The organism is Kutzneria sp. 744, from assembly GCF_000568255.1.
In the GTDB taxonomy this organism is placed as follows: Bacteria; Actinomycetota; Actinomycetes; order Mycobacteriales; family Pseudonocardiaceae; genus Kutzneria.
The window spans coordinates 11,626,855-11,639,646 of record NZ_KK037166.1 but is presented as its reverse complement, the minus strand read 5'-3'; the positions used below and the strand labels follow the sequence as shown (position 1 = coordinate 11,639,646).

The following is a 12,792-nucleotide window of genomic DNA, read 5'->3' as shown; positions in this document are numbered from 1 at the left end:
GGAACCGCCGCTACTGCCACAGCTGTCGCCGGTCGACGAGCGGCACCCTCGTGCAGCCGCAGTCCTGGTTGGACAACCCATCCGAGCCCCAACGCTGCGCGCAGCGGTCTTCCGCGCGGTCGAGATCGGCAAGGCACACGGCTGGACGCAAGACCTGATCACCCGGGTCGCATCCGGGCTGTTCGTCGTGCTGGACGGCCACCCGCAAGGACAGAAGATCCGGCTGTCGGACCTGCCCCACCGCAAACCCACCTACGCTCCTGGCCCAGGTGCTCGACGACCTCGGCCTGCTCGACGATGACACCACGCCAGCGATCCGCCGGTGGGTCGACAACCGAGCCGGCGCCGACCACCAAAGACCCCGAAGCATCACGCTGCGCGGCGTCGAGGGACTGCAGCGGCGGTCGGTTCTGTCGGGGATTGGTTGGGGGTTGTGTTATTAGTGTGCTGGATTTAGTCGGCACTGAAACGATAGTGGCTACATCCACCTTGAGAGCATGCGGCGTCGAGCGCTCGAACTCCGTGGTCACCGGCTCCCAAGCCACCGCCCCGGTTCGTCCCAGATGACCCGACCGAAGGCCTAGTCGCCGAAGTGGCTGCCGAAGCCGAGTGTGGCCGGCCACTCCGACTTCTCCGTCAGCGGCGCTTGCACCACTCCCCCGCGCCGACATCCGGACATGGTCTGAACCCAGCTGGCCGAACTTCAGAGCATGGGGCAATTGGGCTGAGACTAGCGGCAAGGCCGTGTAGTTAGTGGGTGGGTGCGGCTGTCAAGCCCGCTGAATAAGGCAACGGAGTCCCTGCTAGAACGGTGTCGACCAAGATCACCAGACAGCAGAAACTCCGTTGAACACACAGTCTTCCATCACCCGCACGATCACCGTGGCCGGGGGCCGATACGCGCCCGGCCACCTCGGCGAACTCACCCAACACCTCCCCTTCGAGATGATCGACGAGGCCCTGACCGCCACCCGCACCACCCAACACCGCCTGCGGGACCTGCCCTCCCGGGTGGTGGTCTACCTGCTCCTGGCCGCCTGCCTGTTCCCCGAGGTCGGATACTCCGGTGTCTGGCGCAAGCTGACCGCCGCCCTGGACGGCCTGCCCACCGCCACCCCCACCGCCAGCGGACTGGCCACCGCCCGCCAGAGGGTCGGTGCCGCACCCCTGCGGTGGCTGTTCGACCTGCTCCGCGGCCCCGCCCCCACCGGCCGACAACCCGGAACCTGGTGGCGGGGCCTGCTGGTCTGCGCCATCGACGGCACCACCCTGACCGTGCCCGACAACCCCCGCACGCTCACCCGATTCACCAAACAACGCGGCAACCACGGCGGCACCGGCTACCCCCAGATCCGACTGGTCGCACTGCTCGCGTGCGGCACCCGCACCCTCATCGACGCGGTGTTCGGCCCCACCACCACCGGCGAGACCACCTACACCCCACAGCTGCTACGCAGCCTGCACGCCGGCATGATCCTGCTGGGCGACCGCAACTTCGGCGCCGCCGGCCTGCTCGCCCAGATCGCCACCACCGGCGCCGATCTGCTGGTACGCCTGAAAAACGGCCGCACGATGCCGATCCTGACCCGCTACCGAGACGGCTCCTACCTCTCAATCCTGGGCGGCCTGCGAGTGCGCGTCATCGAGTGCGAGATCACCATCGCCACCACCGCCGGCCGGCACACCGGGATCTACCGGCTGACCACCACCCTGCTCGACCCCCACGACTACCCGGCGGCCGAGTTGATCCGGCTCTACCACCAGCGATGGGAGACCGAAACCGCTTACCTGGAACTGAAATCGTCCATCCTGGGTGGCCGGGTGCTCCGCGCCCGCACCCCGGTCGGCATCGAGCAGGAGATCTACGCCCTGCTCGTCACCTACCACCTGCTCCGCACCGCCATGGCCGACGCGACCAGCACCCGACCGGATACCGATCCGGACCGGGCCAGCTTCACCATCGCCTGGCACACCGCCCGCGACCAGATCGTCGCGGCCACGAACATCATCGCTGGCACGGTCATCGACCTGGTCGGCACGATCGGCCGGCACATCCTGGCCAACCTCCTGACCGCCCGACGGCTCCGGGTCTGTCCCCGCATCGTCAAACGCGCCATCTCCAAGTACCAGGCCCGAGGACCGAACATCGACCGGACCAGCTACCAGGCCACCGTGAGCATCGACATCCTGACACCGGCAGACCCTTGACAATCACCACAACCGCATAACTACACGGCCTTGAGACTAGCGGGCAAGTGTGGCCGGACCGGCAGCCGCCAGCGTGGTAGCGGCGCGGGTCACCCGATCAGTTTGCTGCTCCACAGGTCCAATTTGTCGACAGCGCTCACGCTGTATCGGCTGAACCCGGCTATGCGGTTTGCCAGGCTTCGCGGCACCAACGGCGGCCGTCCAACACCGCCACACGACGCCCACCCAACTAAATTGCTGTAGGTGTGCACCTGGCGCAACGTGCGGCGATACGCGTGCCAGTCGTTCGCCGCTGTCTGGCGGATGCGCAGCCTTGGAGGACGGCCGGCGACGGAGTACAGCCACAGCCTACGAAGGGCGCGAGTGTTAAACGCCAGTAAGCGCTCGCCGTAACTTCCGCATCAGCTGCCGACGGATCGGCGCATAAACACTCCTCGATGAGGTAAGGTGACCTCACTGACGTCGCGTGTTGGGTTCGGTTTCACGGCGCTCGCTTCGGCGGACAAGGAGTTCTCAATGGCACAGAAGACCATCGTCCAGCTGATAGACGACCTCGATGGCGGTGAGGCCAACGAGAGCGTGTCCTTCGGTCTCGACGGTGTCGAGTACACCATCGACCTGTCCGAGGTGAACGCGAAACAGCTGCGTGAGGGCCTGTCCTCGTTCGTCGAGAAGGCGCAGCGAGTCGGCGGCCGCAAGCAGCGTGGTACTGCCGCCACGGCCGTGAAGGCGGGCGGCGACCGCGCGCAGAACCAGGCCATTCGTGAGTGGGCCCGCAGCCAGGGTGAGAAGATCTCCGACCGAGGCCGCATCCCGGCCGAGCTGGTGGCGAAATTCCAGGCCGCCCATTAGCCCTGTGGACGGCGGGTGTGGCGGACTTCGCCGCGCCCGCCCCCAGACCGAGCCGGGTCACCCGCGCTCAGCGGCACGCTAACCTAATGCTTGAAGACCGCCAGCAACGCGAACTCTGAACTGCGAGGCCTGCGCCTCGCCCGACACTCCCACGCGGTGAGACGCGTGGAGGACCGACCGAGGCGTCGCCGTATACGCTGCTGGTATGGGTGGCAGCACAGTTGACTCGACGCCACATGGGGATGTCCAGTTCTACTACGACGGTATTCAGCAGCTCCACGGCCTGCTCCCCCGCACGTGCAGGCTCGGCGGCCATGATCTGAGTGTCGTTGGCTACACGCACGCTTTTGTCGACCGGCCTGGGGAACACCGCCTGATCGTGATGCGGTGCCCACATTGCACGCGGCCCGATGACACCTGGGTGCTGGTGATGGTCAAGGCACAACGTCCGTACAAGGTCGAATTGGACGACGGCCGGTACGAACATCTCAGGCCGCGGACCACCGAGCCGTTTGCAGACTAGGCCCCGTTCATGCAGAGGTAGATTGCGCTGTGTATGACTACGCCAGTCGCACGGTCACGGAGAGCACGGGCCCACGGTGGCGGTCGCACCAGTCGCGGGCGCTCTTCTCGTAGTCCTCCGCCGTCACCCCGGTCGCTGCCGCCATGTCAATCCCCCGAATCTCCGTGCCTGGCGTCATCTCTGCTGATCACTGCGGTGGACACGTTCACGACGGCGGGTGACCGCCCGATCGTGTCGACTGGCGGCATGCTGCTGAGCAGCCACGATGGACCGTGTGCAGGTGGTGTGGAGGTTCCCGGTCGGCTTCGACGTCGTGGCGCTGGCCGACGGCGCCGAGCTGGAGCGGTGGTAGACCTGCGACCTCTATGAGCGGCTGCTGCTGGCCGGCGTGCCGGTCACCTACGACCCCACCGTCGCGGCCGGCATGTTCGGCAGCCGGCCCCACTACATCGAGCTGCCGGTGGCCATGACCGCCGACCTGGACACTGCCCGCAGGCCAGGCCGACCAGCTGCCGGCAGAGGCCGCCGAGATCGACCTGGACTGGTACCAGAGGCACGCCGATGCCGCCTGACCACGGCCGGTCCGCGGCGGAGGCACTGCTGCTGGCCGAGCTCGACCACCGCGGCGAGCCGACCCGGGAGCAAGCCCAGGAGGCGTTGTGGGCGTCCGGATCAGTCGAGGACCCGGTGATCCAGGCCGGCCGCTGGTACCTGCCCACCTGGCGCCCCTGCCGGCGGTCGGATTCTCCGGTGTCGCCACCTACGCGCGCGAACACCAGCTGACGTACGTGGAGGGTTTCCTGCTCGACCTGGCCGACGAGGTCCGACCGGCCGCGTGGGTGGTAAACGCGACGTGATCATACCCGGCACCGATGGGATGGCGTTCCCGGGCGTGCCTCTACGCCCGGAGTTCGCCGACACCGTGCGCCGGCGAACTCCGGGCGGCGTCGGTGCTGCACCGGCAGAGCATGGACCGGTGGCGGCTGGTCGAGTTCGGGCTCCCCAGCAACGCCGTCGCCACGACCGGCTGAGTCCCGCGAAGGACAGTCCGCAACGCCGGAATGTTCGGTCGACGTCGGCAGACAGCTCAGCTGACCAGTGAAATCGCCAAACAGGAAATGTCAGGGGCCGGTGGCATGCTCAACAGCATGGATGAGGTGAACCGTCAGGACGACCCGCTCACCATGATGGATGCCCGCGCCTTTCTCGAAGGGGTCAGCCGCCGCCAGCGCGTCCGCTTCGGCGCCGCAGACTCGCGCCTACGCTGCACCATCGGGCGCAGCCACACCGTGCACGCGGTCGTCGACGCGGAGTGGATCGGCGGAGTCCCGATCCTTGTACCCGCATGCCGTATCGGCATCAGCGGATGGAACCTCGACCGCATGCATCCGACCACCGAGCCGGCATCGTGCCAGCGCGCCGCATGCCAGTCAGCGGCCACCACCGCGCATCGCGCCGCCCCATCGACCAGACCGGCTCGTCGAGACCGCTCCCCCGTCGGCGTACAACAGCAACTGCTGCTCGACTTGTCCGCATAGGCATCTGCAAACCGACCTCGCAGACGCCGGCGTCTTGGATGCCGGCAACCCAACGTATCCAAGACGGCTGCCAACATTGAGCGCCGCTCGCGTCCGGGAGACCACGCGCGGCCTGAGCAACCTCAGGTTCGAGGCTGCGGGCCACATCGTCTTCGATCTCCAGAAGCGCTTCGAGGACGTCGTTCCTGTCAACGACTGGGACATCGAGATCTGATCAGCCGCTGCAGATCACGGCCGCGTCTCTGTCAGCCTTCTTCTCAGAAACCCACCGCAACGCCAACTGCTCGGTGACCGGCTGTTCGATCCGCACCACACTTTCGGCGATCACCCATCCATGATCCTGCCGTGCTGCGATTGGCAGCACGGCATCTCGAATCCCCGCCGTTGACATCGGCCGTGCGGCGCCCGTCCTCCATCGCCAGCAGGTACCGCGCGTCCGAGAGGAACCTGCGGCCATCCCTAGACCCAGCTGAGATTGGGATCGTCCTACGCGTCGGCATGCCGACGACCAACCCTGATCGACGCCGCCATCGGCCTCGCGCTGACCGCCCAAGACTCGACCGCAGCTCCAGCCTCTCGACGCTCAGTCCTTCGCGGCGGTGGGTGCCCAGGTGCTGTACTGGGCGCGCAGGCCGAACTCACTGCCGGTCGCGCTCTCCCCCGCCGCTGACCAACGCTCTAGACCCGTGTTCCGCACATGCGGGTTGATCAACGCTGGTGATCATCTGAGGTGGCTGATTCGATCATCTTGGCCTGGTCGGGTCAACCTCCAGCAGGGCCAGGAGTCTGGCCTGTAGTGGTGGTGGTTGTGGAATGCCGGGAGGTTCGCTTGCGGTGGCGGGGATGAGCCGGAGCCGGGCCAGCGCCTCGAAGATCAGCCGGCCGGTGGGTTTGGCTGGTCGCCCGACGTAGAGTCCGTCGAGTGTGGTCTGCGGGACGATCGCCAGCCGTGCCTGGCGTTCGATCAGGCAGAAGATCAGCAGTGCCAGGCAGATCACGGTGATCAATGCGGTAATCCGCCGGTTGTTCTTGAGGAACATGGGCGCCACCGCCAATGGTCCCTTGAACGCGCCGTATCGGCGTTCGACTGCCTCCTGGCCCTTGTAGCGGCGCAGCACCTCGGGTGCGTCGGCGTGTGCGGGATCGAGGTTGGTCAGCAGCGCGTGCCAACCGTCGAGGGCGGCCTCGGCGGCCAGGGCCTGTTCGTCGAACGTCCAGGCCAGGGTGGTTTTGCCGGTGGTGGGGTCGATGCCCACCGTGGTTTGCAGGAAGGCGCTCACCCTGCGGGCTCGGCTGATCGCGGCGATCCTGGCGGTGACCGACGCGGTGTCGGGGTAGTGCCGGCTGCCCAGCCCGCGTTGCAGCCGGGTGAGGTCGTCGCGGGCCTGGTCGAGTTTGCGCTCTCGTGCGGTGACGGCAGCCTGGGCGCGGGCGGTGGAGTGCACGAACACCCGGCGCAGCGTGAGCACGGGATCCTTCTTGCGCGGCCCGGTCAACGTCATGGTGTCCTCGATCACCCGCCACCGGCCCCGCTCGGCGGGGGCCTTGCCCAGGTCTCGTTCGGCCACGTGGCCGACCTCGACGGTGGCGTGGATGTCCAGCGTGGCAAGGACAGCGGCCGGCACGTAGATCTTGGACGCGGGCGCCAGGAATGTGACACCGGCGTCGGTCATTGCCGCCAAGTTGGCGTAGGACACCAGTTTGGAGTCTCCGACCAGTAAGAAATCCCGTGGTGTAGCCATTTTCGTCAGCGCGGTCATCGTCGCGACGACTTGGGTCACCTCGCCGGCGTTGCCGTCGTAGGCGCGGTGGAACACCGGGATCGCGCCGTCCGCGGTGACCGCCAGTCCGGCCTGGATCTGTTTGAGGTCGTGGCGGCGGTCTTTGGGGTGTCCGTATTTCGGGGCCGGGTAGTCCTCGTCGTTGTCCTGGAAGTCCCCGTGCAGCGAGATCGAGGTCATGTCCCAGTGCAGCCGCGACACGTCCAAGCCGAACGCCGAGATCGCTTGGGCGCCTACCGATCCGATGATCCCTTCCAGTTCGGGCGCGATCGCGTCCAACGCCCGTCCGATCCGGTCGTCGTTCAACCACTCGGCGGCGATGCCGAAGACCTCCTCGACCGCCCACTGATCCGCCCACTGCGACACCCGCACCAGCGGTGCGGGTGAGGTGAGCCGGTTGGCGATCAGCGCCTCGATCACCTGCCCGTGGCTTAGATGCGCGAGATCACGCACTGGGCAGACCCGGTCGATGATCCCGGCCAGGTCCAGACGGCGGCAGTAGTCGGCCACCACCGGCAACGCACCCAGCGCCTTCTCCACCCTTGCCGCGACATACCGAGCCTGCCGTCGATGTTGACCCACGACCGGACACCCTGGCAGACCCCCTGGTCAGGCAGCCACCGGGCCGCCCGACCAGGCCACTCACGCCCATGTGCGGAAGACGGGTCTAGAGCGGGTAAGACCGAGCCAGGGTCCCCTTTTACGGGAGTTGAGAAGGGACCGCGTCGCCGTGCCGGGAGTTGGATCCGACCAGGCGCAGCGCAACGGTGTACGCGGCAGTATGGCAGCTGTGGTGACACGATCAGGGGAACTCTGATCGCTGTGGGCGGCGGCGATGTAGAGCTGGTCATCTCGAGGCCCGTACGCGGTCGCGGCTGGTGCCAGGCAGCTGTCCGCCCGGTCCAGTCGCCGCGGCCAGCTCCTTCCTTGGCGCGGGTTCGCTGCCGGATCGGTGGCCTGCGCGTCGCTCGGCGGCGTCGGTGACACAGCGGCAGCAGTGCCGGTCGCGTGTTCGTGCGCGCCGGCCGCGCGAGGCCGCCGTAGGGTGGACCAGTGCCCGCCAGCGCTGCCTCGCCGTACTCGACAGGGGGCGGCGGTGTTCGCCTGGAACACCGCTACGGACGACATTGCGCTTTTCACTCTGCTTTCTCTTGCTTGGGATCCGACCCCGAGCTAAGTCCCCATGTTACCAAGGGGTTAACAGGTGGCGTGTAGGTCCTGTAGCGAACTACAATGAGACAAATAGCTATTGGTCTCCTGCTTCAGAAAACAACTCACAAATGGGTCTCCCGAATATTATAGAATTCTAGTACGGACATGCCACCAGATGATAAAATCTATTACCTCGTACACCCTCTTCGTAGTAGTGGTCCTGGGTACACGGTCGGCCGCGAAAGCCCCGCTGTCCCCAGACCAACGAACTCGCGCGAATCGCGCAGGGCGTCAGCTCGCCCCACGACTTCCGAGACGCTGTCGGCAGGCCTGCGGCGGCCAACCAGGACGTCCGGAACCGACTGGTCCACCTGGTCGCGCTCGTGCAGCAAGCCATCGCTGGAGATCCCGAGCTCGGTGCCGTGGACGCCGATGAACTGACGTGGCGGTGGTTGTCCGCGCTGCGGATACGGCAGCTGCGGCTGGAGGGGGTCGACGAGACCGACCGCACGATCGCCGTCGCCGAGCTGCGCCCGATCGCGGCAGGCGGGTCGGCAGAGGTCGCTGATGCGGTCTTCGCCGCGCTGGCCGAACGGACCGGTGGGTGGGCCTCAGCCGGCGCCCGGCTCGATGAGGCGCTCATTCGCCGTGCGCTCAGCGGCTACCCGATCGACCGCTCGCCGACGTATCCGCAGGCGTGGTCCACGCTCGACGGATTGGGGCGCCGGCTGCGGGACGCCGTCCGGCCAGACCTCGTCGCCGGTGAGGTCCGCCTTGAGCTTGAGCGTGTCGAGGAGCGCACGCGGCTCCACGATGTGCTCGAGGACGCCGGCCGGCGTGGGACGGCCGTGGTGGTCACTGGCGAGCCGGATGTCGGCAAGACGGCCCTCACACTGCGGGTCCTCGAGGATCTTCGTGCCGGGGACGCGGCGGTGATGTCGCTGAGTCTGCGTGATCTGCCTGCCTCGGTGGTCGAGGTCGAGCGGTTGTTCGGCGGTGTGCCGATAGCGGACGTGCTCGGCGGCAGCCCGACCCGGCCGGTCCGCCTGCTCGTCGTGGACGGTGCGGAATCCGTGTTGGACGGTCGCGGCGAGCTGCTGCGGGAGCTGGCAACAGCGGCGTTGCGGGCCGGTGTCGGCGTCGTCGCCGTGACACGCACCGATGGATCCGGCCGCGTGTTGGAGGTGCTGCGCGCGGCGACGGCGCTCGTGGGCGGAGCGGACGCACCGCGCGAGCACGTCGTGGGCCGCCTTACTCCGCAGGAGCAGCAGACGCTGGTCGACACGTTCCGGTCGCTGCTGCGGCTCAGCGCTGATGAGCGCAACGGATGGCTGGTCGGCAGGCCGGGCTTGGTCGACCTGCTGCTGCGCGTGGGCAGGGTCGTCGAGTCCAGCGACCTGCTCTCCGAGGCCGACGTGTTCGTCGCGGTATGGAACGGTTTGGTCCGCAACCACGAGGAACGCACGCCCAACGGCACGTCACCGGATGATCGGGAGCAGGCCGTGTTGGCTGCCGCCGGCCGCCTCCTGGACCACCATGACACGGCGTCGCCCGGTGGAGCGGTGCGCGCTGAGCTGCGCTCTGATGGCGTGCTCCAGTCGCCGGCCAATCCGGCGCTGGCGCCGGGCGGTGACGAGTTCGCCACGGACCTGATCCGTGATCTCGCGCTCTGCCGGTTCTTCCTCGCTAGGGGCTGGCAGCCGCTGCGCGACGCCGACGCTCCCCGCTGGGCCATCCGCGCAGCACGGCTGGCCTGCCAGGTCAGGCTGCTCGATCCTGATCAGGCCACAGCGTGGGGCGCCCTGCGACGCGTGTTCGACGATCTCGGTGACGCCCAGGGCCAGCGGTGGTCCGAGATCCCTTTCGAGGCCTTGCTGACGTTGTGGGACGCGAAGACCGCGATCGAGAAGGTGTGGGAGACGCTCGTCAGTGAGGACTTCGCCGGGCTGACAACCCTGCTGCGCCTGGCGAAACTGCGCTACGTCAAGGGAACCGTCGGGGACCGCTACGTGCTCGCCCCGGTTGTCGCGGTCACCTACGCCAGCGCGCACGATCTCGGCCGGGACGCCGAGCCGTACGCCCGGCGGGGGCTCACCGCAACGATGCACGAGCTCGTGCTCGCGTGGCTGCGGGGCCTGGCCACCGGCCCGGCGGGCCCCGATCCGTTGCGGCAGCAGGTGCGGGACCGAATTCTGGACGCCGAACCGGACGACACCGACGAGTTCGCGGTGGAGGCGCTGGCGATGCTGGGCGCCGACCTGGACGACCGCACCGAGCAGTGGTTGCGCACCGTCGCCGTCGACTGGCCGCACCGGCTGCAGCCGGCGATCGAGTCGTTCGGCGTCGCCATGAGCATGTCCGCCGTGCGTCCGCAGCTGCTGCTCGACCTCACCGAGGCGTACTACATCGAGCGCGCGGACTCGGACTACGCCCGGTACGGCGTGCACGCGCTCAGCGACGGCATCCGCGACGACCGGCACGGCCACAACATCGGGCATCCCTTCGCCGGCTGGTACTTCGGTCCCTTCTTCGGGCTGCTCGACCGGCTGCCGGCCCCGACCATCGCCATGATCAACCGCATGCTCGACCACGCCGCGACGAACCGAGTGCGCTCTCTCACCGCAAGCGGTGGCGCTGCGGGCACGGTCCCGGACACCGGCGTTGCCGGACTCGATCTCGACGTCGCGGGCCTGGGTCCACGCCACTATGTCGGTGACGGTCACGTGTGGGCGTGGTATCGCGGATCGGGCGTTGGCCCCTACCCGTGTATGAGCGCGCTGCTGGCGATCGAGCGGTTCGCCGACCTACTCATCAATCGCGAGGCTCCACTCAAGGCTGTCGTGCAGTGGCTGCTGCGTGACAGCCACAGCCTGGCGATGCCGGGTCTTGTTGTCGGGCTCCTGGTGCGCCACCTCAACCGCGCCGAGGATCAGCTCGACGAGTGGTTGACGCAGCCGAGCGTGTGGCACCTGGAGTTCGGCCGCGCCACGCAGGAGGGTCTCCACCACGCTCAGGTCCCTGATGCGGACGATGTGATCGGTCGCGATCGCCGACGGCTCACGCCACGTGACGTCGCGGCCGAGATGACGATCCGCGCTGTCGCGGCGGGTGACCAGGCCCGCCTGAACGTGCTGTCCACGGTCGGCGACCACCTGCTCGCCGCCGCCCGAGCCGCCGAGCCGGACGGCCCTGAACGGGAGGAAAACCTGGCCGCCGTCGAAGTTTGGGCAGCGGGGTTTCGCCCGGATAACTACCGGACCCAGCCGATGCCGGACGGGTCCGTCGCAGTGGAGTATCAGGCTCCGGAGCCTGTGGCAGCCGTGCTGGCCCGATCGGCCGCTGAGCTCGACGCAGGCAACGAAGCGCTGCGTTTGCAGATCACCTACGGCGCCCGCACCAACCCGGCAGACTGGCCCACCGACGCGCTCGCCGCCGACATCGCCGTCGCACAACACCTCGCGGCCGACCCGCCGGAGAGCATTGCCGTGCGCGCCGCCGATTCAGTGGCAGCCGTAGCAGCAGCCGCGCTTGTCAGCCACACGCGGCAACTGGCCACGGTGTCCGAGGCTGACCTCCAGTGGGCGGCGGACACGCTGCTCACCGCGGCCGCGGAGCCGACTGTCGGCAGGTTCGACGCCGAGTCGACGATCTACCCGATGGCGGCGGACCGCGCAGCCGCCCGCGCGCTGCCCTCCCTGCTGCTGCCGGTACTCCACCACGTCGATGTTGACCGCACCCGACTCACCGGGGCACTGACTTCACTCGCTGTCAGCATGTTCGACGAAGTCCGTCGGACGTTCGCGGCTGGGTGCGTTCCCGTCTGGGGCGCGCCCTGCATCGACGACGACGTGTCACCGACGGGATGCGAGCGCCACGCTCCACTGTGGACCGCCGTGCAGACCGGCCTGTCCGACTGCCGGCTCGGTCCGTGGAACCCCCAAACGCAAAGCAGGGAGGTTCTCCCCCTGACGGCTCCCTACGCGGAGTCGCTGGCGCTTGTGCCGACCACTGATCTGTTGGTGGACCGGCTCTCAACACCGATCGCCTGCGCCACGGCCGCCCGTTCGGCGGCCTGCACACAGCCCCAGGCATCCGCGCTGTTGCCCGTCATGCTGCAAGGGCACTGCCGCGGGTTCGACCACTGGATGACCGAGGGCTACGCCGGTTATGAGGAGGACCAGCGTGCCCTGGTCGCCCGCGCGCTGATTACGTTGACGGTCGAGGGTGAACCCGAGCACCTGGTCACCCATCTGCAGACCTTCGCGAGCAATGCCAACGCGCTGCACACCGTGCTCGACGACCTCGCGCGCGTCTTCACGTATGACGATCAGGCCCGCGCCGACCTGCCGGTTGTGTGGCCGCTGGTGCTGCGCACCGTGCTCGACGCCGTTGACGCCGGAGCCGACCTTCTGGGCAACCGGCACTGGGTCGACTACGCGCTGGGTGCGCTCCTGCCCACCCCGCAGGCACGACCAGCGGACCCCGACTTCGACGGCACCCTACGACGCGCACGCGCCGACTGGCTCGCGCCCGCAGCGCTGGACGGCCTCGTTGACCGCTGGATCGCGCTGGCCGTCGGCGAACCCGACGCGGCAGACGCGGTGGCGAGCTTCGCGCGCACCGCGTCGCACGACTGGCAGGCCACGGAAGGACTGACCTGGCTTGAAAGCATTATCGACAACCGGTACGACAGGTTCGCCGGGCGCTGCTGGTTCGTCGTGTCGTGGCTTGCTGAGCA

Annotated in this window: 11 protein-coding genes; 9 read left to right on the top strand and 2 right to left on the bottom strand. The window is 68.0% G+C overall.

What is annotated here, in order from left to right:
• Nucleotides 1-269: 269 nt before the first annotated feature.
• The 8 genes from KUTG_RS62870 to KUTG_RS60350 all read left to right on the top strand — a co-directional run bounded on the left by KUTG_RS62870 (nucleotide 270) and on the right by KUTG_RS60350 (nucleotide 5,335).
• Nucleotides 270-443, top strand: a complete 174-nt coding sequence (locus tag KUTG_RS62870; protein ID WP_198047699.1) for a hypothetical protein — start codon at nucleotides 270-272, stop codon at nucleotides 441-443.
• A gap of 403 nt (nucleotides 444-846) precedes the next feature.
• Nucleotides 847-2,208 (top strand): IS4 family transposase, encoded by a 1,362-nt coding sequence (locus KUTG_RS52545; RefSeq protein ID WP_198047698.1) that lies wholly within the window; start codon nucleotides 847-849, stop codon nucleotides 2,206-2,208.
• A gap of 516 nt (nucleotides 2,209-2,724) precedes the next feature.
• Nucleotides 2,725-3,060, top strand: a complete 336-nt coding sequence (locus KUTG_RS52540) for a histone-like nucleoid-structuring protein Lsr2 (protein ID WP_043733855.1) — start codon at nucleotides 2,725-2,727, stop codon at nucleotides 3,058-3,060.
• A gap of 205 nt (nucleotides 3,061-3,265) precedes the next feature.
• Entirely contained in the window at nucleotides 3,266-3,583 is a 318-nt protein-coding gene (locus tag KUTG_RS52535) for a hypothetical protein (RefSeq protein WP_043727734.1), read from the top strand.
• Between the two features lie 561 nt (nucleotides 3,584-4,144).
• On the top strand, nucleotides 4,145-4,366 hold the full coding sequence (locus KUTG_RS52530) for a hypothetical protein (RefSeq protein ID WP_043727733.1): 222 nt from the start codon (nucleotides 4,145-4,147) through the stop codon (nucleotides 4,364-4,366).
• An 89-nt stretch (nucleotides 4,367-4,455) separates the two neighbouring features.
• Nucleotides 4,456-4,614 carry a hypothetical protein gene (locus KUTG_RS60355; RefSeq protein ID WP_157495479.1) on the top strand — a complete coding sequence of 53 codons (159 nt, stop codon included), beginning with the start codon at nucleotides 4,456-4,458 and terminating at the stop codon, nucleotides 4,612-4,614.
• Nucleotides 4,615-4,731: 117 nt separating this feature from the next.
• A complete protein-coding gene (locus KUTG_RS52525; protein ID WP_157495478.1) occupies nucleotides 4,732-5,121 on the top strand; it encodes a hypothetical protein in 390 nt (129 codons plus the stop codon).
• Nucleotides 5,122-5,197: 76 nt separating this feature from the next.
• Nucleotides 5,198-5,335, top strand: a complete 138-nt coding sequence (locus KUTG_RS60350; RefSeq protein WP_157495477.1) for a hypothetical protein — start codon at nucleotides 5,198-5,200, stop codon at nucleotides 5,333-5,335.
• Nucleotides 5,336-5,864: 529 nt separating this feature from the next.
• Here the strand turns inward: KUTG_RS60350 and KUTG_RS52520 are convergent.
• Together KUTG_RS52520 and KUTG_RS62865 are read right to left on the bottom strand one after the other, a co-directional pair.
• The gene (locus KUTG_RS52520; protein ID WP_232241399.1) at nucleotides 5,865-7,484 is read right to left on the bottom strand and encodes an IS1634 family transposase; all 1,620 of its coding nucleotides are present in this window, start codon (nucleotides 7,482-7,484) and stop codon (nucleotides 5,865-5,867) included.
• A gap of 1,181 nt (nucleotides 7,485-8,665) precedes the next feature.
• The gene (locus KUTG_RS62865; protein WP_198047697.1) at nucleotides 8,666-9,292 is read right to left on the bottom strand and encodes a hypothetical protein; all 627 of its coding nucleotides are present in this window, start codon (nucleotides 9,290-9,292) and stop codon (nucleotides 8,666-8,668) included.
• Between KUTG_RS62865 and KUTG_RS52515 the strand changes: the two genes are divergently transcribed.
• A partial coding sequence (locus KUTG_RS52515; protein WP_198047696.1) for a hypothetical protein occupies nucleotides 9,230-12,792 on the top strand: 3,563 nt, incomplete at its 3' end. The genes KUTG_RS62865 and KUTG_RS52515 overlap by 63 nt on opposite strands.